This window comes from Actinoallomurus sp. CA-150999 (genome assembly GCF_050942425.1).
GTDB lineage: Bacteria > Actinomycetota > Actinomycetes > Streptosporangiales > Streptosporangiaceae > Actinoallomurus.
In genome coordinates this window covers 9122849-9147806 of record NZ_CP192063.1, presented here as the reverse complement: position 1 = coordinate 9147806, position 24958 = coordinate 9122849, and the positions used below count along the sequence as shown (strand labels likewise).

20 protein-coding genes, 1 tRNA gene, 1 pseudogene and 1 riboswitch are annotated in these 24958 nt (G+C 67.8%); of the genes and pseudogenes, 14 read left to right on the top strand and 8 right to left on the bottom strand.

Annotation, left to right across the window (positions count from 1 at the left end; all coding sequences use genetic code 11):
* Positions 1-11: 11 nt before the first annotated feature.
* A riboswitch (cobalamin riboswitch) is annotated at positions 12-206 on the bottom strand.
* 546 nt (positions 207-752) lie between these two features.
* The 7 genes and pseudogenes from ACQP2O_RS42265 (at position 753) to ACQP2O_RS42235 (ending at position 9621) form a co-directional block, all read left to right on the top strand.
* Positions 753-1805, top strand: a complete 1053-nt coding sequence (locus ACQP2O_RS42265; RefSeq protein ID WP_433174836.1) for a hypothetical protein — start codon at positions 753-755, stop codon at positions 1803-1805.
* Between the two features lie 372 nt (positions 1806-2177).
* Complete coding sequence (locus tag ACQP2O_RS42260; protein WP_433174835.1) at positions 2178-2516, top strand: hypothetical protein; 339 nt, start codon at positions 2178-2180, stop codon at positions 2514-2516.
* Between the two features lie 27 nt (positions 2517-2543).
* Positions 2544-3401, top strand: a complete 858-nt coding sequence (locus ACQP2O_RS42255) for a hypothetical protein (protein WP_433174834.1) — start codon at positions 2544-2546, stop codon at positions 3399-3401.
* 7 nt (positions 3402-3408) lie between these two features.
* Positions 3409-3669 (top strand): annotated as a pseudogene (locus tag ACQP2O_RS42250) (hypothetical protein); the annotation flags it as partial.
* A 548-nt stretch (positions 3670-4217) separates the two neighbouring features.
* Entirely contained in the window at positions 4218-5294 is a 1077-nt protein-coding gene (locus ACQP2O_RS42245; RefSeq protein ID WP_433174833.1) for a hypothetical protein, read from the top strand.
* A 418-nt stretch (positions 5295-5712) separates the two neighbouring features.
* Positions 5713-8826: a WD40 repeat domain-containing serine/threonine protein kinase gene (locus ACQP2O_RS42240; protein WP_433174832.1), complete on the top strand. Its 3114-nt coding sequence runs from the start codon at positions 5713-5715 to the stop codon at positions 8824-8826.
* Between the two features lie 258 nt (positions 8827-9084).
* A complete protein-coding gene (locus tag ACQP2O_RS42235; protein ID WP_433174831.1) occupies positions 9085-9621 on the top strand; it encodes a hypothetical protein in 537 nt (178 codons plus the stop codon).
* Between the two features lie 229 nt (positions 9622-9850).
* On the opposite strand, the gene ACQP2O_RS42230 is transcribed toward ACQP2O_RS42235, so the two are convergent.
* The 3 genes from ACQP2O_RS42230 to ACQP2O_RS42220 are packed head-to-tail and all read right to left on the bottom strand — an operon-like array spanning position 9851 to position 11931.
* On the bottom strand, positions 9851-10648 hold the full coding sequence (locus ACQP2O_RS42230) for an ABC transporter permease (RefSeq protein WP_433174830.1): 798 nt from the start codon (positions 10646-10648) through the stop codon (positions 9851-9853).
* Positions 10645-11625: an ATP-binding cassette domain-containing protein gene (locus tag ACQP2O_RS42225; RefSeq protein WP_433174829.1), complete on the bottom strand. Its 981-nt coding sequence runs from the start codon at positions 11623-11625 to the stop codon at positions 10645-10647. The genes ACQP2O_RS42230 and ACQP2O_RS42225 overlap by 4 nt, the downstream gene beginning before the upstream one ends.
* Positions 11626-11931, bottom strand: a complete 306-nt coding sequence (locus tag ACQP2O_RS42220; protein WP_433174828.1) for a hypothetical protein — start codon at positions 11929-11931, stop codon at positions 11626-11628.
* A gap of 69 nt (positions 11932-12000) precedes the next feature.
* Here ACQP2O_RS42220 and ACQP2O_RS42215 point away from each other — a divergent pair, with 69 nt between their 5' ends.
* The 6 genes from ACQP2O_RS42215 (at position 12001) to ACQP2O_RS42190 (ending at position 18011) form a co-directional block, all read left to right on the top strand.
* On the top strand, positions 12001-12750 hold the full coding sequence (locus tag ACQP2O_RS42215) for a TetR/AcrR family transcriptional regulator (protein ID WP_433174827.1): 750 nt from the start codon (positions 12001-12003) through the stop codon (positions 12748-12750).
* Positions 12751-13225: 475 nt separating this feature from the next.
* Positions 13226-14203, top strand: a complete 978-nt coding sequence (locus ACQP2O_RS42210) for a helix-turn-helix domain-containing protein (RefSeq protein WP_433174826.1) — start codon at positions 13226-13228, stop codon at positions 14201-14203.
* Positions 14204-14486: 283 nt separating this feature from the next.
* The gene (locus ACQP2O_RS42205) at positions 14487-14897 is read left to right on the top strand and encodes a hypothetical protein (protein WP_433174825.1); all 411 of its coding nucleotides are present in this window, start codon (positions 14487-14489) and stop codon (positions 14895-14897) included.
* A gap of 353 nt (positions 14898-15250) precedes the next feature.
* Positions 15251-16102 (top strand): peptidoglycan-binding domain-containing protein, encoded by an 852-nt coding sequence (locus ACQP2O_RS42200; RefSeq protein ID WP_433174824.1) that lies wholly within the window; start codon positions 15251-15253, stop codon positions 16100-16102.
* 41 nt (positions 16103-16143) lie between these two features.
* Positions 16144-17031: a peptidase inhibitor family I36 protein gene (locus tag ACQP2O_RS42195; RefSeq protein ID WP_433174822.1), complete on the top strand. Its 888-nt coding sequence runs from the start codon at positions 16144-16146 to the stop codon at positions 17029-17031.
* Between the two features lie 35 nt (positions 17032-17066).
* The gene (locus ACQP2O_RS42190) at positions 17067-18011 is read left to right on the top strand and encodes a peptidase inhibitor family I36 protein (protein WP_433174821.1); all 945 of its coding nucleotides are present in this window, start codon (positions 17067-17069) and stop codon (positions 18009-18011) included.
* A 338-nt stretch (positions 18012-18349) separates the two neighbouring features.
* Here the strand turns inward: ACQP2O_RS42190 and ACQP2O_RS42185 are convergent, their stop codons facing one another.
* Positions 18350-21829 carry a hypothetical protein gene (locus ACQP2O_RS42185; RefSeq protein ID WP_433174820.1) on the bottom strand — a complete coding sequence of 1160 codons (3480 nt, stop codon included), beginning with the start codon at positions 21827-21829 and terminating at the stop codon, positions 18350-18352.
* A gap of 112 nt (positions 21830-21941) precedes the next feature.
* On the opposite strand from ACQP2O_RS42185, the gene ACQP2O_RS42180 reads away from it, so the two are divergent.
* On the top strand, positions 21942-22145 hold the full coding sequence (locus tag ACQP2O_RS42180; RefSeq protein ID WP_433174819.1) for a hypothetical protein: 204 nt from the start codon (positions 21942-21944) through the stop codon (positions 22143-22145).
* Positions 22146-22645: 500 nt separating this feature from the next.
* Here ACQP2O_RS42180 and ACQP2O_RS42175 read toward each other — a convergent pair whose 3' ends face one another.
* The 4 genes from ACQP2O_RS42175 to ACQP2O_RS42160 all read right to left on the bottom strand — a co-directional run bounded on the left by ACQP2O_RS42175 (position 22646) and on the right by ACQP2O_RS42160 (position 24851).
* Entirely contained in the window at positions 22646-23146 is a 501-nt protein-coding gene (locus tag ACQP2O_RS42175; RefSeq protein ID WP_433174818.1) for a hypothetical protein, read from the bottom strand.
* Positions 23147-23349: 203 nt separating this feature from the next.
* A complete protein-coding gene (locus ACQP2O_RS42170) occupies positions 23350-23655 on the bottom strand; it encodes an integrase core domain-containing protein (protein WP_433174817.1) in 306 nt (101 codons plus the stop codon).
* A 496-nt stretch (positions 23656-24151) separates the two neighbouring features.
* Positions 24152-24224 (bottom strand) — tRNA-Lys (locus tag ACQP2O_RS42165).
* Positions 24225-24299: 75 nt separating this feature from the next.
* Entirely contained in the window at positions 24300-24851 is a 552-nt protein-coding gene (locus ACQP2O_RS42160; RefSeq protein ID WP_433174816.1) for a response regulator transcription factor, read from the bottom strand.
* Positions 24852-24958 lie beyond the last annotated feature (107 nt).

Below are 24958 nucleotides of genomic sequence, written 5' to 3'. Positions count from 1 at the left end.
GCCACCGTGGCGGTGGCCGGTGGAGCGAGGCCGGTCTTCGGACTTCCGGATCGATGCCTGACCATCCGCCTTCCCGGCCTGGCGGCCAGTGGCTGCGCGTGCGCGCGTGGACGGCGGCTCCCCGGTTACCGCGGCGGGCCCGTGCCGGAATTTCACCGGCTTCCCGATTCTCCCCTCGTAGGGGCACCTCGCGTCATTCCATGCCGGCCGCGAGCGTACCAATCCCCGTCGCCCCCGATACTCGCGGCTCCTGAACCAGGTCGTCTCGACCGAAGACGCGCACCCGTACGCCGCGACGGCGTCGTCGAGCAGCGCGAAGCCGCCGGGCGTACTCGGGAAAGATCGGTGGTATTCGCCCGAAAATGGAGCCGTCCGTTGGTGAACCCGAACACGGTGGGATTCGTATGCCTTACCGAGGGGTCGGCCTACCGCCGATACCGCCTGCGTACGGGGCGAGGGGCCGACATTGGACCGCCGCGCCGTCGCGTGGAGGAGGTGCACGGACGACCGCCCTCTCTCTCGCCGCGACCGAATCCGTCACCGGAGGTAGATCGTGACCCGCCGGAGGATGCGGACCGGGGACCGGCCGGGCCGGGGCTCTGGACCACGCCGACCGAGCCACGCTGGAGCGGCTCGACGAAGCGCTGCGCCGGCACGTGCCCTCATCGGGAGGGACGTCCCGCAGCACCCGGTCGGCGCGCCGCTGGACCCGATGCCGCCCGCGATCTGATTCAGACCTAAGGAGAGCGATCTTGTCTTCGCAGTCAGGACCCGGCGAACGCGTGGAGTCGCTCGGTATCCGCCGGCCGGTGGAACTGCCCAAGGCGGACATCGAGGAGGCAGGAGACCTGGCGCCGGCCGGCGGCGCCGAGTCGGCCCACGACGGCGACCGGTCCGCCACCGAGGAGAAGAAGGCCGTCGAGGAGAAGAAGCCCGCCGAGAAGAAGGCCGACGAGAAGAAGGCCGACGAGACCGAAGAGCGGCCGAAGGACACACCGTCGGCGGCGAAGGAGCAGGAGGACCCCGCCCCGGCGACGGACGTCGCGGTGGAGGTCGCCCCGCAGACCGGTGCGGCGAACGCCGACGAGATGCCGCCGGACCGGCCGAAGAAACCCGTGCTGGCCGCGGTCGCGATCGGCGGGGCCGTCCTGCTCGCGGTCCCGATCCTGCTGATCGGCACGGGCTCGCGCCACGCCAAGAAGCACCCCGCCTCGGGGACTGCCGACAGGGTGCTGGCCGGTAACGGCCAGCAGCCTCCGCCGGGCGCGTACACCTCCATGTCCCCGTCGGCCACCCCGACCCCGACACCCTCAGCACACGCGACGGACAAGTCGGCGGCCCCCAAGAGCGCCGAGCCCAAGGCCTCCGGCAAACCCTCACCTCGCGCCCATGCGGCCAACAAGGGCGGTCCCTCGGGTAAAGCCGCCCGCAAGGGCGTTCCGGCGAGTGAGAAGCCGATGTCGGGCGGGAATCCGTTTGCACTCGAAGTGCATGCGCCGTACGACCTCAACGTGGGTAAGACCCTGCGCACGAACCGCCTCGCGTTGACCATGCAGACGGGCGGCGACCTCGTGCTGCGCGACACGAGCAGCAAGATCATCTGGTCCAGCGGGACGCATCACGCCGGTGCGTACGCCGAGTTCCAGAGCGACGGCAATCTGGTCGTCTACGTCAACGGCAGACAGGCGGTCTGGGCGTCGGGAACGTCCGGCCACGATGGCGCGACGCTGGTGCTCCAGGCCGACGACAACATGGTGATCTACAACGGCCACAATGTGACATGGGCGACCAACACCAACAGGTGAATCCGCGGTCGAGCGATACCGTTCGCGGAAACCTTCCCTGACCGGACGGCCGTCGAGTTCGCCGGTCCGACGCGGCACCGAAGGTGAGTGTTGAGCGGGCGGCGGTCGAGGCAGGTCAGGATCTCGACCAGGCGGCCGGGATCTCCTACTCGGGCACCTACGGCACGAAGCCGGCGATCTTCGGTGTGACCGGAGCGGGCAGTCCCGCCGTGACTCGCGCCTCAGAGTCAGCCCAAGCGTGGCGTGGGCCGGCACTCGAAGGCCCGTGTCGGCCACCCTCTTACAGACAAGACTGTGTGTTAGAGACTACGATGGTCCCTGGAACGCAGGCACAGTCTCAGCGGGAGCTGATGATCACCCGAGGATGACGCGATGAGTGAACGCGAAAAACTGCAGTTTCCGGATCGGTCGGTCTTCAACGGTGCGGCGAGCACCGTGTCAGACGGCCTCGAACCTCTTTCCGGCACCTCGAATCAGCTGGCAGGTCTCGGAGTTTCCGAAGCCCTCGTCGGCATGTGGCCCACCGGAATAGAGCTCGCAGCCGCTATCGGAATGGCGCTTGGAGTCGCGGCCGCAGCGCATGAGAATCACGCCAAAAGCGTTCAGACCGCCGCCGACAATATTTCCGAGGCCGGGAAACGGTACCACGCGACCGAGGCCGAGAACTGCGCCATTATATCTCATCTGGAGTCCATTATCCCCAACCCGTAAGACGAACGATTCCAAGGAGGTTCGCTCGTGCCAATCGCGGAAGTCGCGGAGTCGCTATTCGCGGCGATCAACTCGGACGCGATCATCGGGTGTGGTAGCGCCATCAAGGAAATATCAAGCCTGTACGGAACCCTGGGCTCCACCATCGATACCGCCCACCAGCAGTTGTTTACGGGTGACACGACGTGGAGCGGGGTCGCGGCGAGCAAAGCCAAGAACACCATGTCCGATCTGACGGTGTCCAGCGGCAGTATTCAGAGTGCACTCAATACCATTGGCGACACTCTCGTCACGTACGGTGCGGCGCTGAAGCCCTTCCAGGGAAAGGTGTATCCCACTCCTGTGCCGGGGTCGCGCGATCCCGAGGCGGCTGCGGACCTGGCGATCACGGGGGCCGCCTCTGCCGTCGCGGCCCTTGAGATCGGCGCTGCCGTACTCAAGATGATGCCGATCGCGAAACAAGGGGCGAGCTCATCGGCCAAGCACGGCACCTCGGCCAAGCACGGCACCTCGGCCAAGTCCGCCACCTCGGAACACAGCACCACTGCGGGCAATGGTACGGTCCTGGCCGGTGCGCTGAATCCCGCGAATTTGCTTGGTGGCCTCACGAGCAATCCGGCCCTCACCGGCGCGGTGCCGCTCGGACCGAGTAACGGCATTCCAGCCCTCAATCCCTTCATGGCGGGTGTGATCGGGTCGGCCGAGGAAGCGGGCCTCATCCAGGCGCGCGAGGCGGCTGCCATCCAGGCGAGCGAAGCGGCGGCCGCGGAGGAGGGCATGCCCTTGATGCCGATGGCCGGGGAGCGCTCCGGTAACCGCTCCGAGCGCAGCCGCACGACCACTCTCACTGAGGACCCAGACTTCTGGACCACGCTTACGGCCTAGATCGTTGATGGGATTTCCTGAACGGGCTGCGACCACGACGAAGGGCGCCCACGATCGGTGTGCGAAGACGGACCTGGACGCCCTTCTGATCGAACTCGACGTCCAGCTGGACGACCATGCCCCGCCCAAAGCGGAGCCGGCCGGGGCCGAGCCGGCCCCGGCCGCTCAGCGATGCCGAACTCATCCGCATCGCCACGGCCCAGGTCTTGCTGCGCTGTGACGACGACCGCCGATGGTTGCGCCCGGCCCCGCCCGGATCGGGCATCTGGAGCGGTGGGTACAGACCTGGCGCCGTGATCAGTGATCCGGACCAGATCGCCTGCCTGAACGACCTGCGACGCCAACGGCTCGGCGGAATCCTCAACGTGTACGAGCATGCCGCGTGAGCTGCACGGATGAGATTCTCCGCAGGCGCAACGCCGCTCCGGCGCTGCCAGGGGCAGAAGTACCAAGTTCCGGCACGCGAGCGACCACGGTGATCGGCGCAACTTAGGCCACGTGACCGAATATTCGAGGCGGTACACGGTGAGGCGGGGCTTTGCCGCCACTGTGGACGCGCAAATCCCGGCAATTCCGGCGCCCGGCCGGCCGCACCGGCGGCAAGGAGTCAACGGCGACGGCAATCCAGCGCGGCGGCTTATGCGGATTTCGCCTGTAGCGCCCCGGCCCCGAGGGGAGCCGGTCGCACGCTTCAAAGTGGGGACTGAAAGACCTTCGAGCGTTGTAGAGCAAATAGGGGACATGCGTCGGTTGGCGGGAAGGAGGAGTATCTGGCGCAGGCAGAACGCCTTCGCAGACCCCGCTGAGAGGACATGCATGCACAAGAGAGGGTGGCAATCCGCACTAGCCGTGCTCGGCCTGACCCTGACCGCGCTGGCTGTAACACCTGCCACGGCGAATGCGGCACCGCGACCACTCCCGGCAACATCGAGCGGCTCACTTATCCAAAGCACTTTCGGCAAGCGCGGCAACTTCGAGTACGTCACTGCGGACAATACGGGCGTCGGCCTGTTGCACTGGTGGCGCGATAACGACGCTCCAGGCAACCCCTGGCACGGCCCGGAACACGTCCTGAAGAACCTGACCGGCGTTCAGCGGCCGATCTCGATCATCCAGAACCGCCAGAACGGCAACCTCGAAGGCATCGCGCCGGTCGGTAGGGCACCGCACACGGAACTGCGGCACTTCTACCGCGACAAGAACGGCTGGCATGCCGGCGTGACCCTACCGGGTGCAACGAGCATGTACGGTAATGGAGCACTTATCCAAAGCGCGTCCGGCAACTTCGAAGTCGTCGCGGCCTCATTCGGGCATGGGCTCATGCACTGGTGGAGGAACAACCACACCGCCGGGAATCCCTGGAGCGCGCCGACCTTCATCCAGCCTTCCGGAAACCAGTACTTCAGCGGGGTTGCTCTCATCCAGAGCGGTAACTTCGGTGGCAACCTCGACGTCGTCGCGACGACCCGTAATGGGCGAGTTATCGGCGCCGACCTGGCGCATTTCTACCGGGACGGCCACGGTTGGCACGGGCCGACGATGCTCACCAAGTCGGGTTTCGTGCGCATAGGCACTCCCGCCTTGATCCAGAGCACCTTCGGTAAGCGCGGTAACTTCGAGGTGGCCGCGCCATATGTCGGCGGCGGCGTCGGCGTCTGGTATCGCAACAATGATGCCTCGGGGTACCCGTGGAGCCCTGGCAACCTTCGCGACAACACGGTCGAGTTCGGTAACGGAACGACTTACCAGAACGTCAGCGTGATCCAGAGCCATGGCTGGAGCGGCCCCGGAAACTTCGATGTGATAGCGCAGCAACCCAACGGTGTCCGGGGCGAGTACTGGCGGGACAACGCGGGCTCGAAGTTGCCGTGGCGCCAATCCATGGCTCCCTGATCTCAGCGGGCCCCGGCCCTGTGAGGCAGATTCATTCCAGGTGATGCAATCGGCGGCAGGATCGGCTTCGTTCCTGTCCTGCCGTCCGTTAGCCGTCGCCGCGGGGCGAGGTTACCTTCCGGGTGACGGCGTTCACGCCGAGCCTCGTCCAGCGGTGGCTGCGGCGATGTACCGGGATAACGCGCCGAAGCCGCGCGGCCTTCCTGTAGGGGTTCGTGTGAGGGGCGCGCAAGGGAGCACGAGGGGGCGTCTCCAGGCGCTTTCGAGCGGTCGCGAGTCGGCGGGCAGGGGCCGCAATAAAGCGTACGCTTCGGCGTCTGGTCGCCCCTGGGGAATGTCAAGGTGACACCTGGCAGTCGGTAGCGGCGAAGGGTAATTTCCGCGACAATCATGGCCTACTCGACAATGAAGGGCTGAGATGACTTTCCCGGAGCCGCCGCGACAGATCGGCCCTTACCGGATCGTGCGGCGGCTCGGCGCCGGCGGCATGGGGCAGGTCTTCCTGGGGCGTTCGCGTGGCGGGCGCGATGTCGCGATCAAGGTGATCCGCGACGAGTTGGCCTTCGACCAGGAGTTCCGTCGGCGGTTCGCCCGTGAGGTCTCCGCCGCCCAGCGGGTGAGCGGGGCGTTCACCGCTCCGGTGGTGGCGGCCGACACCGAGGGAGCCCGGCCCTGGCTGGCCACCCTCTTTGTTCCCGGTCCCTCGCTCGCCGAGGCGATCGCCGTGCACGGTCCGTGGCCGTCAGGCTCGGTTCAGGCCCTCGGTGCGGCCGTGCTGGAGGCTCTGGAGGCGGTGCATCGGGCCGGGATCGTGCATCGCGACCTCAAGCCGGGCAATGTGCTGCTGGCTGCCGACGGCCCGCGGGTCATCGACTTCGGCATCGCCGCCGCCACCGACCACAGCGTCCTCACCAGCACCGGCGCGGTGATGGGGACGCCCGCGTACATGTCACCCGAGCAGTTGCGCGGCGAACGGGTCGGTCCGGCCAGCGACGTGTTCTCGCTGGCGGCTGTGCTGGTGCATGTCGCGACGGGGACGGGCGCCTTCGGCCAGGGGTCCGTGCAGGCGGTGATGTACCGGATCGTGCACGAGGAGCCCGATCTCACCGGCCTGGATGAGGGGCTGCGCCGCGTGCTCACCGGCGCCTTCGCCAAGGACCCGGCGCGGCGGCCCGGCGTCGCCGACCTACTCGCGGCGCTGGGCACCGGTGGCGGGATCGGCGAGGGGATCAGCGACGGGACGTGGTTGCCGCCGGCGCTGGCGGCCACGCTCCTCCAGGGAGGGCTGCCTGTGCCCACCCGCACACCCACCCGCAAGGCATCGACCGGCTGGTTCGGCCGCCGGTTCGGCACGGGCCGCCACCGCCCGCCCGATCCCGGAACCGTGGCGCCCGCCCACTCCGCCTCGACCCCTGCCCCGGTCTCGTCGGACCGACCCGCACCCGAGTCGGTGGCGCCTACACCCGAGCCGGTGGTGCCTACGCCTGAGCCGGTGGTGCCCGCACCCCAGCCGCAGACGTTGGCGGTCAGCGGCGGCCTGATGGACTGCGTGGTTCACGACGGCGTGATGCTGGCTGTGCTGGCCGCCGAGGAGAACCGGACCGCCGTCTGGAACCTCACCACCCGGACCAGGCTGGGCACCCTCGACGGCCACGGCCCCGGTCTGGTTCCCAGCGATCCCGGGGTCATGTCGGTGTCCTGCACCATCTTGGGCGGGCGTCCCTGTGCCGTCACCGGTGGCGCCGACGGCACGCTGCGCGTCTGGGACCTGCTGGACTGCACGCCGCTGCACACCATCGACACCCATCAGGCCTACGGCCCCTACCAGGTCCTATGGGTTCAATGCGCCCATGTCGGCGACCGCCCGGTCGTGGCCGCCGCCATCCACAACGAGGGCTTCCTGCGCGTCTTCGACCTGCAGGACAACGCCGAGATCGAGCGTGCGGGCGATGAGATCGCCATCTCCTCCACCTACAGCACGGCCGTGGACGTCCTGGACGGTCGTCCCGTCGTGCTCGCCGCCGAGCGCGGCACGCTCGTCATCTCCGATCTGGAGACGCGGTCGCCGCTCCACGAGCTGTCGACGGGCGCGAAGGGACCCGACATCTTCTCGGCGATGATGTGCGCCAAGGCCGACGGCCGGTCCCTGGTACTGGCAGCGGCCGAGGGAGGGAGGACCGCGGTCTGGGATCTCGACGACCCGGAGGCGCCGGTGTTCCTGGCCACGCCGACCGGCTGGGACGTCGACGCCCTCAGTCGCACCGTCATCGATGGACGCCCCGTCGCCATCGTGGCCGGCGACCGCCATCTGTGGACCTGGGATCTGGGCACGCTCAGCCAAGTGGCGGCGACCGAGCTGCACAAGAGCGGCAAGCGGACGGACCGCATGGTGTGCCGGTGGATCGCAGACCGGCTGATCACCGTTGTGTCGTACGGGCTCGGGAGCCACGGTCGCGAGGTCAAGGTCGTCGACCTGACCGGCCTGCCGCCCTCGCCCGCCTGGCCACCGGTGACCCAGCCCGCCCCGCCGCCCCGCCGTCCAGTCGCCGGGCGCCGAGCGTCCGAACGACCGCCGGAGCTGGTCGTCCGCTTCGGCGACCGGCGAGTCCTCACCGAACGGAACGACTATACGGACAGTGTCGACTGCGCCGTCGTCGACGGCCGTTCGCTGGCCGCCATCGCCATGCAAGGCGGGCTGCATGTGCTGGACATCGCCGCCCGAACACCGCTGACCCCGCTCGTCAGAAGCGAGAAGTTCTCACCCGACCTCGTCCGCTGTGTCTCCTTTGCCGGCCGGCCCGGCGTGGCCGCCGCCGACCACACCGGGAAGGTGGGGGTATGGGGGATCGACGGAGGGCAACTGCCGCCGCTGAGCTGCCAGCGGCACAAGGCGCTATCGCTCGCCTGCACGACCGTCGACGGCCACATTCTGGCCGCCGTCGGCGGGGCCGATGACATCGGCCGCGTCTGGGACCTCACCAGCCGCCGCCAGGTCGCCACGTTCGCCGTGCGGGACGTGCATTCCGTGGAGATCATCCGGCTCGACGGCCGCCCGGTGGTCATGGCCTGCGACCGTAGCGGCCTGCTGAGCCTGTGGGGGCTGCTGGACGGCGCCCGGATCGCCGTATTCGGAACCGGCGACAGTGCAGCCGAGTCGGCCGCGTTGGTCACCACCCGCTCAGGTCCCGTGGCGGTCGTCGCCGGCGGGTGGCGACACCTGTGGGATCTGGCCGGACGGCGGAGCCTGGGCCTGATGGACGATTACCGGGACGATCCCGCCCTCGTCCAAGCCGCGTCGGCCGGCGGACGGCCGCTGCTCCTGGACGCGAGCCCGAACGGCGGGCTGAAGTTCTGGGACATGGAGACACACACCCTGATCACCGAAGTGCGGCCCTTCGACGACCTCGACGACCAGGCCGCGACCCTCCGCGCCTTCGCCACAGTGGAGGGACCGCACGGCAGCACCCTCATCGCGGCCGCCCAGAGTGGTGTGATCACCGCGTTCGAGTACACGGTCGCCGCGCGCGCCTGACCGCGACGTCGGCGGTCGGCCCCGCCGCTCTGTCGTACACCACCTCCCTGGACGCAACCCCGCCGGCGGGCGGTGGACTCCGGGTATACGCGACGGTCTCTACCCGCCCTCCACCCGGTGTCCACCCCCGGGCAGACGCCTTGGCAGGGGGCCGCTACCTAGCGTTGTCCACGTAAGCGCACCAAACAGACCGGCAAACCCGCACCACACCGACCGGCCGGTCCCGCACCACACCGACCCGCTCACCAAGGAGCTCCCGTGGACGCCAGCGTCTTGATCCCCAACCTCGTCATCCTGTTCATGGTGCTGATCTCCGACCTCGGCCACCGCAAGGTCACCGCGCTGCGGCTGGCCCGCCCGTTCATCGCCGCGGCCGTCATCGTCCCCTTCTTCCTCAAGGACGCCGCCACCTCCGGCAACGGCCTCGTGCTCGAGATCGCCCTCGCAGCAGCGGGCCTGGCCCTGGGCGTACTCGCTGCCGCCGCGATGCGCGTCTCCCACGACGACCGGACGGGCAAGGTCACCTCGCGGGCCGGCCTCCCGTACGCACTGATCTGGACCGCGGTCGTCGGCGGCCGCATCTACTTCGCCTACGGATCCACCCACGTCTTCAACAGGCAACTCGTCCAGTGGGGAATGACGAACCACATCACCGTCGGCGCGCTGACCGACGGCCTGATCTTCCTGTCCCTGGCGATGCTGCTGGCCCGCACCGCAACCCTGGCCGCCAAGGCCCGGCGCGTCACCCCGCAGCGGGCGCCCCGGCCGACCATCCCCATGACCGCCAACCGGTGACGGCAACCCCGACCCGCAACCCCCCGAACAGACAACCGCCCCGGACGGCCCCCACGCCGCCGGGGCGCCGTCATGTCCAGGCCCTGTTAGATCTTTCTGCCGGCGCCGGGTCCGTCCGGCGCGAACCGTACAGTCCCGGTCAGGTCTTCAAGATCATCTCAATGTGGGTTTTGGGCTTATGTGGGCTGGACCCCTGGTGGGTGTCGTCCAGATCGGTGATCTTGCGCGCCTACCGTGCGGATCGTCGGAACAGCGCCCCTGTAAGGATGCCGGCCGCAACGCTGATTGCGCCGAACTCGACCAGCGCCAACCGCAGATGGTCGCCGACGGGCCGGTCCAGCAGCAGCGCGCGGAGCGCGTCGATGGTCTGGCTGACCGGCTGGTTGGCGAGGAGGACCCGCAGCCACCCGGGCATCGTGGCGGTAGGTGCCAGCGCGCTGCTGAAGAACACCGGCAGGATGATCAGCGCGGCAAGTTGCTGGGTGACCTCGGGTGATCTGCCGAGCAACCCGATCAGCGCGGCCAGCCAGGACAATCCCAGCGCGGTCACCGCCAATAGGCCGGCCGCGGCGAGCCAGCCGCCGATGCCGGCGTGCGGGCGGAAGCCGATCGTGATGCCGACGACAATGGCGACGGTCGCCCCTAGGGCGCTGCGCGCCAGGTCGGCGACGACGTGACCGGTGACCACCGAGGACTTGGCCATCGGAAGTGTGCGGAACCGGTCCACCACGCCGTCGGCTACGTCGGCGGACACGCTGGTCGTAGTGGTCACCGCTGCGAACGCGATTGCGATGATCAGGATCCCGGGCATCACGAAGTCGATGTAGCGCTCGCGGCCCCCTGTGCTGATCGCCCCGCCGAGCAAGAAGTTCATCACCACCACGGTCAGTACCGGTTGCAGAGTGACGTTGATCAGTTGTTCGGGATCGTGGCGGATGTGGCGCAGGCTGCGCCGTGTCATCTCCCAGTGGTCGCTGAGCATCCACCACAGCGAGTCCCGGCGCAGCGGTAGCGGGCCCGAGGTCATGCCGCATCCTTGAGATCGGTGGGGCGGGCGTGTCCGGTGAGCTGGAAGTAGACATCGTCGAGGTCGGGCTCGCGCACGGTGTGGCTCACGATGTCGACTCCTGCGCTCAGCGCCGCGTCGAGCACCGCCCGGAGTTCGTGCAGGCCGGCGTTTCCGGTGGTGGGCAGGGCGATGCGCACGGTCTGGTGGTCGATGTCGGTAACGGTGTGGTGACCGGCCAGGCAGGTTGCCAGTCGTGTGGTGTCATCACCGGCCGCCGTGGTGAGGATGAGCTGGGTGCTTCCGGCACGCGCTTTCAGCTCGGCCGGGGTTCCGGTGGCGACCACCCGGCCGGTGTCGAGGAAAATGATCGAGTCTGCCAGCGCGTCGGCCTCGTCGAGCTGCTGTGTGGTGAGCAGCACCGTCGTGCCCTGGCGGACCAAGGTGCGGATCACCTCCCACAGCGCGTGGCGGCTTGCCGGATCCAGGCCGGTGGTCGGCTCGTCGAGAAACAGGATCGTGGGTTCGGCGATCAGGCTCAGTGCGAGATCGAGTTTGCGGCGCATCCCGCCGGAGTAGGTCTTGACCGCTCTGCCGCCTGCGTCGGCCAGGTCGAGTGTCTCCAGCAGCCTCGTCGACCGCTCCCGCAGCACCGGCCAGGGCAGTCGTTGCAGCCGGCCGAACATCTGTAGGTTCTCCAGCCCGGTGAGTCTGGCGTCGATAGCGACCGATTGCCCAGTCGCTCCGATGAGGGATCGGACGCGTTCAGGCGTGCGCAGCACGTCGTGACCCGCGACGCGGATGGTGCCCGAGTCAGGGCGCAGCAGCGTCGACAGGATCCGTACGATCGTGGTCTTGCCGGCGCCGTTGGGGCCGAGCAGCGCGGTCACGGTACCGGCGGAGGTGTGGATGTCGACGCCGTGCAGACCAGCGCCGCCGGGGAATTGCTTGGTGACGCCGATCGCGGTGACGGCGGCGGAGCCGGCTTCGAGCACCATCTACTCGCCTTGGCCGAAGACGCGCGCGATGAATTCCTGTACGCCGAGGAGAACACGCGGCGGCTTGGCGTGCGCCCGCGTTGCAGCAACGTTGGCGTTCAGCCGTGCCGCCGTGATGGCGCCCGCCGCGTTCAGGTCGGTGCTCCAGCGCTGGGCCGCGCCCCGGCCCGCCGCGTTCATTTTGACCGCGCGAATCCGGCCGGGCCGGTTGCGGTTGATCTCCTCGGCCTGATCGTGGTCGGGGAAGCCGGGCAGTCGGTGCATGGCCTGGTGGAGGCCGTCGTGCATGGCGTTGTCGTGTGTCATGACCTACTCCTCGTATGCAGTACGCCTTATTCGTACGTGGTACGAGGAGCTTATTCGTATGCTGTACGCATGGCAACAGCGGAGTCAGCGGTCGAGCACATGCCGATTTGGGCCCGGCCCCAACCAGCCGGCCGCAAACCACGGTTCACCCGCGAGCAGATCGCCGAGTCGGCACTGCGCATCGCCGACACCGAGGGCTTCGAAGCCGTCACCATGAAGCGCATCGCCGCAGAGGTGGGCGCGGGCACGATGACGCTCTACTACTACGTGCGCAACAAAGCCGACATCGTGGCGTTGATGCAGGACGCGATCCTGGCCGACCTCCTGGTGCCCGACACCGAACTGCACGTCGGCTGGCGAGCGGCCACGATCGCCATCGCCCGCCGCACCCGCGAGGCCCTGCTGGCCCATCCCTGGTCGCCGAGCGTCTTCACCAGCGCCGCCTTCGGCCCCAACGCCCTGCGACACATGGAGCAAAACCTCGCCACACTCGCCGACACCCACCTCACTGCACAGGCGAAGCTCGAATTCATCGCCGCCGTGGACGCCTACGTCCTCGGCGCGTCACTGCACGCCGTCGAGTCGCTATCGCGCGCGAATCAGGCGAAATCCAATCCCGACGCGACGGCCGCGATCGTCGAATACAGCAGGAAATTGCTCCGCAGCGGGGAGTTCCCACACCTCAACGCACTCACCGAGCATCCAGACGACCCCGAATCGGCCGCACCCGCGATGACCGACGACACCCTGGCCGACCAGTTCGAACGCGGCCTCGCCGCGCTCCTCGACGGACTCGCCACCGCGCTGAAGCTCGACTGAACAGATCCAAGACACTGCAGTTCAAAATCGCTTTTCACAAGGGCGACCCGACGGGCACCTATTTCGGTACCGCAATGATCGGCGCACGCCAGACGTGCGGCGTCGAACTGCTGGCGGTGGCCGGCAACCTAGGACCCGCCTACCGGCCATGACCGCCAACGATTCCGAGTGAACGATAAGAGGACACGTCCTGCACCACTCAACGGTGCAGGGCGTGTGTCCCGGGCGCCGCGTATCAGGCCGATCTGCACGGCGGCGAATCCGACCGTCGTCCCGGCGCCGTGCACCAGCAGCGTCTGGCCGGAGGTGACGCGACCACCACCACGCCGCCCAAGTACTCGCCACCGCGAAATCTCGCAGCTGACGTGCACCGGCGGCCGACATACCGCTTCACCGACGTGAAGAACTGGCGCAGGAAGAGGCGACCGTTCCCTCACCGGCGCTCCTCGAGGAGTATGGACCTGTGATCAAAACGGTGTTCCGCAGCGACGACCTTCCGCCACAGGACCGCAAGGCCGCCTTCGATGAGCTCCAGCTCAATAGCGGGCACCCGATGCGGTTCATCAGTCCGGAATCGGCGAACTTCCACGCCATCGCGCGGGCGCTGGATCTGGCGGACATCAACGTGGTGGAGCTGACCTGCTCGCCGTCTGAAGTGCGGCGGACACCTCGGCTGGTCCGCGAATGCGATCCGGATCTGTATTGTGTGCTGTTCCCACTGCACGGACCGCTCGTGATGAGCCAGGCCGGCCGTGAAGCCATGCTGGGCACGCGGGATTTCGCGCTGTACGACAGCCGGTATCCGGTTCAGGCGCGAATCGCCGGTGATGGCGGTACGGCTTCGCTGATGCGCGCGCAAGTGCCCCGGGCGCTCGTGTCATTGCCCGGACGCCGGCTCGACAGCATTCTTGGTGTGTCCCTTTCCGGGCAGGACGGTGTCGGCGCGCTGCTCAGGCAGTTCCTCACCCGACTGATCGCGGACTCCGCCTCCTACCGGGCGATGGACGTGCCCCGGCTGAGCGGTGTCGTCGCCGACCTGATGACCGCGTCACTTGCCCACCATCTCGATGACGACGCCGTTACGCCGTACGACTCCGGCCAGGACGCCCTCTTTCTGCGCATCGAGGCGTTCGTCCAACGGCACCTGCGTGATCCGGAACTGACGCCGCGGTCCATCGCCTCCGCCCACCACATTTCGGTCGCTTACCTGCACCGGCTGTTCCAGCAACGTAGCACCACCGTCTCGGCGTGGATCCGCCGGCAACGCCTCGAACGAGCGCGCCGCGACCTCGCCGATCCCGCGCAGCGACTCACTCCCGTCCATCAGATCGCGGCTCGCTGGGGATTCAACGATCACAGCACCTTCACCCGCGCCTTCCGCGCCGTCTACGACCTCCCGCCCAGGGACTACCGCTTCCACATGCTCGAACCGTCCGGCGCGGCGGCCGAATGACGCCCTGAACGCTCTTCTCCCGAGCTTCGACCCCGGCGTGGACTGATCGTCAAGGCCTGTGGACTGACGGTCAAAGACTCGAGGGCCATCCCACGGCACGCTTCAGATGACGACCTCCGTGAGGTGACAAGAACACCGCGGGAGTCCGTCGAACCTGCTCCATCGGGGACCAAGAGTGAAGGTCAAGGCCTGCTTCGGCGCCTTGCTCACCGTCGCCTCGCTCCTCGCTGGCTTGTCGCGTCCGCGCTAGGGCGGATCTCGAACAGAAGGGTCGATCGAAATCATGAAGCTCGCGAAGGCGGCGCTGGCCGGTCTCCTCGCCGTGCCCGCGGTCGTGGGGATTCCCGCCGTCGCTTACGCCGGATCAGCTCCTGGGTGCTCCAGCGCCGTGCAGATCGGCACGACCGCACACATTTATTCGGGCGGCACGACATTCGCCTCGGTCAAGCAGTACAAGGGCTGTGGCAAGAACTGGGCCTATCTATACGTCTGGTCGGGATATCGCAGCACGCATAGTTCCTGGAACGCCTGCGTCGCCGTCGGCGACAACACCAGCAACTCGCTGGAAGGCACCCAGTGCAGGTCCAAATCAACGGAGATCTGGTCGCTCGGCGCCAACACTCTCGCGCACTGCACGCAGGCGATCGGCTGGATCCCGGACGGAGCGTCCGCCAAGACCAGCGAACGTTGCTGAGGACGAAGGAAACCACGGGTCTGCGCGTCCGTGACGCGGCGGTCGCCGCCGCGTTCACGGCCGTGGCGGGGGCCACCCTGGCCGTGTCACCCGCGGCGTACGCCGGCGCTGAGATTGCTCCGGCTCCCTCATCGACACCTACGCGGTGACGTCACCGGTGAACACACTCAGTCACGTCTACCTGTACTACGACGCCGGCGACGAACCCAACCGCGCGGTCAACGTCACGACGACGTAGTTCTGCACGAGCGCCCCCAAGCCGGCTCACAAGAGGCCCCACCTGCAACTTCAGGGTGGAAGGGCCCAGTGATCTTCGCTTCGGCATCGCCCCCCACCTGCGACCAGGAGAAGCAATGAAGCTGTCCTCATACGCCGCTGCCCTCACGGCGGCCACCCTGCTCGTCCCCCTGACCGGAGCCGCCGAGGCGGCGGCACAAACGACCCACGGCAAGGCCCTTTCAAAGGCCCTTCCGAGCGTGAACATGGAAGCCGTCGTCAAGGCGGCCCAGATCGACCCGCGGCGGCCCGACAACAAACTGACCCCCGGCGCCAAGGCCAGCGTGCTCCTCGTGGAGCGGGCGCTGCGCGACCGGCACCTGCTCGACAAGAAGTGGGTGGACGGGTACTTCGGCACCACAACCGTCACCGCCTTCGCGAAGTATCAGAAGTCGCTCGGTTACAAGGGGCTCCAAGCAAACGGCCTGCCGGGCAAGACATCGCTCGTCAAGCTCGGAGCCGGACGCTTCACGGTCACCCACGTCATCGGGCCCGGTGCCCGGGTGCACGTCGGCAAGTTCGTCATCAACACCCGCACCCGGACCATGCTGAACGAGGCACAACGGCTGCTCGGCCGCAAACTCGTCCTGGACCAGGGTTCCTACAACCCCGGCGGTGACCCCACCTCCGCGGGCACCCACGACGGCGGCGGCGTCATCGACGTCAACGTCAAGGGAATGAGCTCGGCCACCCGCATCACCGTCACCCGCGCCCTGCGCCGTGTCGGCTTCGCCGCATGGGTGCGCAACCCCAACCAAGGCAACTGGCCCTGGCACATCCACGCCGCCGCCATCAACGACACCGACCTCTCCTCCCAGGCCCAGCACCAGATCGGCGACTACTACCTCGGCCAGAACGGGCTCGCCAACCGCGGCCCCGACGACGGACCGAAGGTCACCATCCACACCTGGGAGGAGTACAAGCGCTGACCCGCCCGAAATCCCCGGCTACGACCAAGAAGGAGAACAGCATGAGAACGCTCAACAAGATCCTCACCGTGGCGACCGCCGCAGTGGCGCTCGGTGGGGCGGTGCTCGCCACCGCGTCGCCCGCCTCGGCGGCGAGCCGCAACGGCGTGTGTGAAAGCGGCGAGTTCTGTTACTACTTCAACAGCAACAACAAGGGATCGGTCTCGGACTTCACCGGCTCGGTCGCCGACTACGGCGCCAAGCAGCCCTCATGCTTCGACTTCAAGGGCTCGGGAGCCGGCAAGGGCAAGTGCGTCAAGAACAGCGCCGCCTCGGTCTGGAATCGCAGCAGCAAGACCGTCCGCGTCTACTTCAACAGCAACTACGGCGGCAGGTATCAGGATTTCAAGCCGGGCTCCAAAGGCAACCTGAACTCCGGCCTGAAAAACCAGAACGCCTCGCACCAGTTCGCGCCGTCATCCCGCACGAACATGTCGTACGCGCTGTATAAGGCCGGCGGCGGCCGGATCACCTGCGGCTTCGACGGTTACACCACCACCCCCGGCCGACATGAAGGCATCGACATCTCCCGTGGTGTCGGCTCGGATGTTCACGCCCTGGTGAGCGGCAAGATCATCTACCTTGCCCGTGGGCGCACCGGCAGTGGCGGGCTTTCCACGATCTCCGTCTACAACGCCTCGTCGAACAAGACGGTGATCTACCTGCACTCCGCTCCGCGGTCCTCCCTGCGCGTGGGCCAGACGATCAGCCGCGGCCAGATCATCGCCGACGAGTCGTGGCATGGGGTGTCGTCCAGCTCGGCCGCGCACACCCACGTCGAGATGCGCCTCGGACGGCAGACGCGCGCGGCCGTCAGCGTCGGCGACCCCCACCTGGACAACCCGAACCCGACTTCGTTCTGGATCTCCCAGGGCTACAACGTCCGGTAGCGCGCTGCGGCCGCTAACTGCAGCGAAGGGAAACCGTGTCGACACGAACTGCACGGCTGGTCGCGCGACTCGCGGCAGCGACCGCCGCAGTGGCGCTCGGTGGGGCGGTGCTCGCCACCGCGTCGCCCGCCTCGGCGGCGAGCCGCAACGGCGTGTGTGAAAGCGGCGAGTTCTGTTACTACTTCAACAGCAACAACAAGGGATCGGTCTCGGACTTCACCGGCTCGGTCGCCGACTACGGCGCCAAGCAGCCCTCATGCTTCGACTTCAAGGGCTCGGGAGCCGGCAAGGGCAAGTGCGTCAAGAACAGCGCCGCCTCGGTCTGGAATCGCAGCAGCAAGACCGTCCGCGTCTACTTCAACAGCAACTACGGCGGCAGGTATCAGGATTTCAAGCCGGGCTCCAAAGGCAACCTGAACTCCGGCCTGAAAAACCAGAACGCCTCGCACCGGTTCCTGAGTTCCACGCCGCCGACCGGGTGCAAGACCGACGGCACGAACAGCAAACTGCCCACGACGATCCTCGTGTACCGGGTGTCCCTCGGGCGCGTGGACCGGGTGGCGTTCAAGACCTACGTCAAGAACGTCCTGCCCAACGAGTGGGTGCCGAGCTGGCCGAGGGAGTCCCTCCGGGCCGGGGCGATGGCCGTCAAGAGCTTCGGTTGGTACTGGGCGCTGCACTCGGCGAGCAAGACGCCGTGGGGCCAGTGCTACGACGTCACCGACACCACGGCGAGCCAGGTGTACAGACCCGGCTCCGCGAAGGCGTCGACGAACGCCGCGGTGGACGCGACGTGGAGCATCCGAATGACCCGCAACGGGAAGATCCTGCAGGCCCAGTACTGCTCCACCACAACGGCGTGCAGCGGCTGGGTCGACGGGAACTGGATGTCGCAGTACGGCTCTCGCGACAAGGCCAGAGCGGGCTGGAGCTACTCCAGGATCCTTAAGTACTACTACCGGGGAAGCACCGTCAACTGACGGCTGGGCTGACCGGCGCGGGCCCGGCAGGCAGCGGCCTCACCACCGCGGCCTGCCGGGCCTCACGTCGCAATCCGTTGCCAGCGGAGCACTTCAGTCGGTCATGAGAACCTCACGGGCCAGAGCGCAGAACCCGTGGAGCGGCAGTGCTCTCGTGTCCTGCCGGCGGCCCTGTCGCGGCTGTTGCCCCGCCCCTCGTGGCCGGTCTTCTTCGTGACGCCGACGACTCTGCTGCGCTGGCACCGGGAGCTGATCGCCCGCAGTTGGACCTATAAAAGGAAGCGTCAAGGCTGTCTCCGTACCCCACAGGCTCAGATGGACCATCGCGATCTTTATCACTACGGCCTGCCGAGGCCCCGCCACGTCCATCTTCCCGTCGGCTGTCCGTCCTGAGTTCTGCCGAAGCTGAACTCGTTGCTCTGGAAATATCCTGCCGGCGGTCGGCCTTCGGCCACCCTGTCCAGCCGGTACCGAGTGTCCCGGGCGATGAGCAGTGAGAAGTGCCCGGCATTGGCGGCGCGGACAGCAAGCGCGTCGGCGCGTTCGCGGGCGCCTGCCGCGTCCAGGAGGCCCAGCAGGTCACGGATCGCGCGCGCATCGGTGAGGGTGACGTGTGCCGCGGGATCACGGGCCAGCAGAGCGGCCACCGCGTCGGTGGCACCCGCGGCGTTGAGCGCCTGGAGCAGGCTACAGACCGGTCGTGGTTCCTCGATGGCGGCCTTGCCCGCAGGGTCGCGGGCGAGCACCGCGTTGATCTGCTCGGCGGCACCCACGGCGGCGAGCGCGTTCAGAACCTCGGCGGTGGTACTTGGGCCGGCCACGTTCAGGTGTGCGAAAGGGTCACGGTCCAGCAGTGAGCGCACCTCCTCCGTCGCGCCGACTCCAGTCAGCATGGCGAGCAGGTGAGCGGTCGCTGCCGGGCTACTGAGATCGGCGTGGCGTCCGGGGTGGGCGGCGATGAGCAGGTCGACGGCGACGGCCAGCGGGGTGTCCATGCACAGGTGGTAGGCGATGAAGGCGGTGTCGGTGGCGTCCACGTGCTGAATGGCCCGTGCCTCGAGCACCGCGGCCGCGCTGTCCGCGCCCGCGCGGCGCAGCGCGTGCCGCAGGACGGCCGCTGCCTCGAGGTCTGAGGGGTCGGCCCGGCCGCCCGGGTCGCCGGCGAGCAGAACGGCCAGTTGGTCGTCGGCTCCCACGCGGACGAGCGCGTCCATCAGGGCGGCCACCCCGGTGGTGTCGGTGAGGTCGGCATGCCCTGCCGGGTCGCGACTCAGCAGCTTCCGCACCGCCAGGTCCAGTTCCGCGTCGTGGAGCATTGTCAGAAGCTCGGCGACGGGGCCGGGGTGGGTGAGGTCCACCGACAGTTCGGGGTGCAGGGCCAGGACCGCGTAGATCGCGGCGGTCATCGAGGGGTGGCTCCGTGGTTCCGCACCCGGGCGGCTGAGGAACGCGGGGTCCTGCTGGGCGTAGCTGAGCTTCTCGAGCAGTGCGGTGACGGTGGCAGGGTCGGTGCGGTCGAGCGCGGCCGTCACCCGCTTGGTGAGAACGGTGGCCTGGTCGTCCGCGCCGACCACACCCAGGGTCTTGATCATGGAGATGGCGGTGTCGTGATCGGTGGGGTCGGTCTCGGCCGCCGCTCTGGCCGCCAGGGCGGTGACGGCGTCCCGGTCCCCCCACCGGTGCAGAAGGTCCAGGAGGTCACCGGTCAGTTTCGAGATGGGACCGCAGGCCGGTGCGCGTTCCAGCAGTACGGTCGTGTGCTCGGGCGCTCCCGCCCTCAGCAGAGCCGTGAGCAGGGGTTCGAGGACCGCGACGGAGGTGAGGTCGGCACTGGCCACGGCCCGAGCGGCCACCACCTCGATCGCCTCCCTCGCCCCCGCACGTGACAGAGCGTCGAGAACCTCGGCGACGACCGCCACATCCGCTGGGTTCGCCCGCAGCGCTGCGGCCATGCCCACCGCGCCTATCGCAGCGGCGGCTTGCTCACATTCGTCTGTCGTCGACAGCGCCCAGATCAGCGAGAGCTGTCCTGCGAGGCTGGCCTGCGCTGCGTGGTCGGCCACGTGGGTCGCCAGCTCCGCGGTGTCACCGCCCAGCTCGTCCAGCGCCAGCAGCAGCCGGCAGACCGCCTTCTCGAAGGGCCGCAGCAGCTCAGGCCGCTCACGCAGACGGCCGAGGACACGGCGGGCCAGCAGATCGGCTGCCCGGCCGGCCGGGGGAGCGTTGTGCTGCCAGAGGCCGTCGGCCAGGTCGGCGATGTCGCGGGGTCTGGTCAGTGTCACGGTGGTCGCGACCCACTCGGCCGCCTCGGCGAACCCTGCGGGGTCGACCAGCGCCAGCCGGTTGAGCAGGTTCTCAGCCCTGCCGCTTCCTCCTCGTGCGACCGCCTGCACGTCGAGGACGGCAGCCTGGCGGTACAGGCCGCGTCCATCCGCCTCGGCCGCCACCGCCCGGAGGTCGTCGGGGTGGCCGTGGCGGGCCAGCGCCACCCAGAACCCGGCCGGTGGCAGAAGATCGGCGCGCGTGGTTCTGCCGATCTGCTCCAGATAGTCGGCCAGCAGGTGGACCTGCCCCTCAGGCGAGCCTCCGGCATCGCCCGGCCGTGGCGTGAGGCGGGTGAGCGGGCCTCGGATCCCGTTGCACCGCTGCTCGCAGTCGGCCAAGGCCTCGGCCAGCCGAACGTCCCACATACCCCCGACCACGCTCCAGTCGTCGTCGGACAGGTAGCCGGGGGCCGCGTCGGCCAGGAACGGCAGCGGCAAGGCGGGGCCGTGCCCCAGCCTGCGGGCGTCCATCGCCGCGTGGATGAGCGCGGTGGAGACCACGCCCAGCTGGCGGTACCGCTCCAGCAGCAGCGGCACCCCAGCCAGATACTGAGTGATCCGCCGGTCGGCGGCCCCCGTGATGGCCTGATGCAGCCTCGGGTCAACAGACGCGCGCTCGGCCAGCACGCGTACCTCGGCCTCGGTGAACGCGTCAGGCACGCTCACGGTCCTGCGTTCCAGCACCCGCCGCACCTGCTCGTGCTCGCCGGAAACGGTGCGGAAGGTCAGCTCCTTCCAGTGCTGGGGCCAGAGCGTCCCCAACACCAGTACGGGACCGCGCAGTCGGTCGTCCAGCAGCCTGTTCAGCTCCGCGGCGACCTGTCCGCCCACTGCGGGGTCCCTCAAATACAGCTGCGCCTCGTTCAGCCAGACCACCGTTCGCGGCTCCACCTTCGGCAGGCCTGCCAGAGCCTCGGCCGCGTCCATCGGGCGCCACAGCCGCCAGCCACCGTCCGCTCGCAGTACCTCCAACGCTTCCCAGCACGCCCTTGTCTTCCCCGACGACGACTCGCCCACTGCCACGACCATCCCGCTCACCCCTGTCGCCGCCTCAGCTGCGGCCGCCGACAACTCGGCGTCGTGCGCGCGCGGCTGGTACTCGGGCAGGAGCGGCAAGGTAGGGGCATCGACGCGGAAAGGCGGGTGCACCTCCAGCGCGAACGGATCGGTGTAGTCCGCCAACGGATGGCCCGGCCCGGTTCGCCCGCGCCGCGGCTGCGCCGCGGCGCGGGAGTGAGCCATCCGCCACGCCGCAAGGCCGCTCGCCGGGATCCCGAACCGGGGCAGAACGATCTTGAGTGAATCCCAGCGCGGCAAGCTCTTGCCAGAGACCCAATCGTGGGCGGTGTTCCTCCCGACCCCGAGGCCGTTGACGAGATCGTCATAGCTGCCGTCGAACGTCTCGAACATGCTCCGGAGCGCAGCATGCAGGTCAGAGCGTGTCTGGATCCGGTCCGGGTCGACCACGCCGCCCACCAGCCCTTTGTCCGGCATGCTGTTCGGTCTCTCCGCCGAGCCTAGATCCCCCACCGCCCGTTTCCAGCGGGTCTTCGCGACTTGCGCGCGCCGGATGCGACCGAACAACCGACGAGGCGACCGTCGGGGTATGGCCACCACGATCCTCACCCTGATCGGCACCGCCGTACTGATCTTGCACGCCGCCGCCCGGCTCCCTGCCGCCCTCGCGGACCTGCTGCGCTCCTGCCGACTCGTCCGTGACGCCTTCCACGAACTACGCACCCCGGAACCAGACCCACCACCCGCCACGAACCTGCCCGGGGAACCCGAGGACCTTTCCGCTTCAACATGACGACGGGGCGGTGGGTGGAACCTTCTCCCTATCCCGGTCGAACGTTCCGCAGGTTCTGGGAGGGAGTTTTGTTAGCTTTCGCGTCGATTCGAGAGTTTCCGGTCGCGCTCGACCGGCGGGCAGCGGCCCTGACGGAGAAGACCGCCGCCATCGGCGCGGCCCGCAAGGCCGCCCGGTTTCGTCCGCCCGGGAAGCGCCGAACACGAAAGGTTCGGCGCGCGGCTTGACCCACCCGCCTTCGCACTACTCACGGACGCCTCAATTGACCTGAACAGGTCGCCCGGATTCGGGCCTCACAACGGCCTCAGTTCGGCCCCATACAAGATCGGCGGCGATGCCCGTGTGGGGCATCGCCGCCGATCACTGCCGGTGCGCCGTCAGGGACTTGAACCCCGAACCAGCGGATTAAGAGCTTGGGAGTCGCGGACGAGTCCAGAGTCGCTACCTCGTGGAGCCCGGAGTCCCTACTTCATCGGTAACGCTCCGGGCCAGGGTATCCTCTAGTGGTAATTGTACATGACCTTGTATTTAGTGCACTTGGATTTAGTTCCCCAGCTGTCGTTATCGACGCAGCCTTTGAACCAGCCTATGTATCCAACCGGGTAGTATGTAATGGTGGCGCTCTTCCCCTTGCCGCCCGGCGCTCTTTTTTCGTCGTAGAATGTGTGGCAGCCGTTGTCGCAACTTCTGGCCTTTATTTTGACGTAGGCCTTCTTGCTGTCGTTGGCCGTGTCGGTGACCTTGAGCCAGATATAGGAAGTCTTGCAGGAAATTCCGTACTCATTGTAGAAGGAGTGGATGTAGCCCCAGACATTTACGCCCTTGGGCTTTTCCTTGGGTAGGGTCAACTTGCTCTTGTGATCGCGGCATCCGGCCTTTGCGTAGACCGTGGAACTTGTAGCCGTTGGGGCAGGACTGGTTTGCGCTTGCGCGGAGACGCCAGGAGTCAGCGTCGCTACCAGGCCTCCCGTGACCATCACCGAGTGGATCAGAGCTTTCATCGTTGTCTTCTTCGGCAAGGTCGGGGACCTCCTTATGATGATTTACTGGCTCGTGGCGGCTTCTCTGGGATCGGGCTACCCTGTCATGTCGGATTCGGCTCCCGACAGATCCCCGGGACCCAACTTTCGCTACATTCAGTAGGTCTACGGTCCCTGAGCGTGGTCGCAGCAGAACCCTGTAGGGCTCGAAAACTTCGGTTTGGCTACGCGACCTGCGAGTATTCGTTGATCAGGCCGCCGGGGATCTTCCGGCGGGTGACCCGTGCGTGTTGGATATCCGCTGCGCATGGAGGTTCGGGTGCGTGCTGCTGGAGCGATCGGTGGGGACGGTGTGCGTTGTAATGCCGGGTGTACTCGGTGAGCACGACCCGCAGATGGTGCTCACCGAAGATCAGCATTCGGCCGGTGCATTCGCGGCGGACGGTGCCCACCCAGCGTTCGGCGATCGCGTTCGCCCGCGGTGCCCGCGGAGGCGTCTTGATGATCTCGATGTCGGCCGACGCGAACACGTCGTCGAACCCGGCGGTGAATTTGGTGTCGCGGTCGCGGAGCGAATGATCGACTTATACAGAAACGAGGCCAGCACGAGCGCTGATCCTGCCGTATCGGCCACGATGATCGGGCGGTAACGCTGCAGGTCAGCAGCCCTGACTGAGGTTTTCGAGCCCCACAAGCCCGCAGGCTCATCCGGGGCGTCAGATCGGCCGGCCTCACCGCCGCCGACGACACAAACCCCGGATCTGACGACCGGTCCCCGAGATCATCGGCTCACCCGGGCCCACTGTCGTCGACCGAGCTCACGGAAAGAGCCGACTGAACACCCTGCGATGCGTCGAACAGGAAAGGTTCGGCGCGCGGCTTGGCCTGCTCGCCTTCGCCATGGAGAGGGACGTGCGAAATAACCTGAACAGGTCGTCCGGATTCGGGCCTCACAACGGCCTCAGCTCGGCCCCATACAAGATCGGCGGCGATGCCCGTGTAGGGCATCGCCGCCGTCACTGCCGGTGCGCCGTCAGGGACTTGAACCCCGAACCCGCGGATTAAGAGTCCGCTGCTCTGCCAATTGAGCTAACGGCGCTTGCGACGTCCGTAACTTTAGCAGCCCCCTTGCCCTGCTTGCGAATCGAATGATCCACACCGTCGGAGGCCCAGGTCACAGGGGTTGTCGGCGGGCCTGCCAGAGGGTGATGGCGGCGGCTCGTGAGCCCACCCGGAGCTTGGCGTAGATGCGGTTGACGTGGTTCTTCACGGTCTTCTCGCTGAGGAACAGCTCGCGGGCGATCTCGCCGTTGGAGCGGCCGCTGGCGATGAGGTCCATGACCTCGGCTTCGCGGGCGGACAGGTCGAGGTCGTCGCGGCCGGCGTCGCGGAAGACCTGGAGCAGTTCTCGGGCGGTGAACCGGCCGGGGGTGAGGTGACCGGTCGCGCCGTCGCGGAGGGCCGCCGAGGCGGCGGTGGGCTCGCTGCAGACGACGAAGACGCGGGCTCTGCGGCTCAGAGGGGCCGTGTGGGCCGCGAACTCGGGGCCGAGGATCACGACGTCGGGTCGGAGGCGTTCGGCGGCCTCCAAGGCGTCTGCGGGCTCGGCGGCATCACCGGGCTCGTTGACCACGTCCAACTCGTCGCTGTCCTCCAGCAACGAGAGGAGGGTGGGGTCGCCGTCGACGACCATGACCCGTAGGGGGAGCGGACCTTCGGAATTCATCCTGCCTCCGGGGGACGCCTGTCACGGCGGGGCGCGTACCGGGTGGTGTCCGAGGGGGGACGGGCCCGGATGGTGTCCGGTGGAAGACCGACCCGGGCGCCTTCGGC

Excerpts from the sequence above, each read along its gene's own strand:
- ACQP2O_RS42260 (WP_433174835.1), top strand. The coding sequence starts at position 2,178 with ATGAGTGAACGCGAAAAACTGCAGTTTCCGGATCGGTCGGTCTTCAAC.
- ACQP2O_RS42245 (WP_433174833.1), top strand. The coding sequence starts at position 4,218 with ATGCACAAGAGAGGGTGGCAATCCGCACTAGCCGTGCTCGGCCTGACC.
- ACQP2O_RS42240 (WP_433174832.1), top strand. The coding sequence starts at position 5,713 with ATGACTTTCCCGGAGCCGCCGCGACAGATCGGCCCTTACCGGATCGTG.
- ACQP2O_RS42230 (WP_433174830.1), bottom strand. The coding sequence starts at position 10,648 with ATGACCTCGGGCCCGCTACCGCTGCGCCGGGACTCGCTGTGGTGGATG.
- ACQP2O_RS42225 (WP_433174829.1), bottom strand. The coding sequence starts at position 11,625 with ATGGTGCTCGAAGCCGGCTCCGCCGCCGTCACCGCGATCGGCGTCACC.
- ACQP2O_RS42220 (WP_433174828.1), bottom strand. The coding sequence starts at position 11,931 with ATGACACACGACAACGCCATGCACGACGGCCTCCACCAGGCCATGCAC.
- ACQP2O_RS42215 (WP_433174827.1), top strand. The coding sequence starts at position 12,001 with ATGGCAACAGCGGAGTCAGCGGTCGAGCACATGCCGATTTGGGCCCGG.
- ACQP2O_RS42205 (WP_433174825.1), top strand. The coding sequence starts at position 14,487 with ATGAAGCTCGCGAAGGCGGCGCTGGCCGGTCTCCTCGCCGTGCCCGCG.
- ACQP2O_RS42200 (WP_433174824.1), top strand. The coding sequence starts at position 15,251 with ATGAAGCTGTCCTCATACGCCGCTGCCCTCACGGCGGCCACCCTGCTC.
- ACQP2O_RS42195 (WP_433174822.1), top strand. The coding sequence starts at position 16,144 with ATGAGAACGCTCAACAAGATCCTCACCGTGGCGACCGCCGCAGTGGCG.
- ACQP2O_RS42185 (WP_433174820.1), bottom strand. The coding sequence starts at position 21,829 with ATGCCGGACAAAGGGCTGGTGGGCGGCGTGGTCGACCCGGACCGGATC.
- ACQP2O_RS42180 (WP_433174819.1), top strand. The coding sequence starts at position 21,942 with ATGGCCACCACGATCCTCACCCTGATCGGCACCGCCGTACTGATCTTG.
- ACQP2O_RS42175 (WP_433174818.1), bottom strand. The coding sequence starts at position 23,146 with ATGAAAGCTCTGATCCACTCGGTGATGGTCACGGGAGGCCTGGTAGCG.
- ACQP2O_RS42160 (WP_433174816.1), bottom strand. The coding sequence starts at position 24,851 with ATGAATTCCGAAGGTCCGCTCCCCCTACGGGTCATGGTCGTCGACGGC.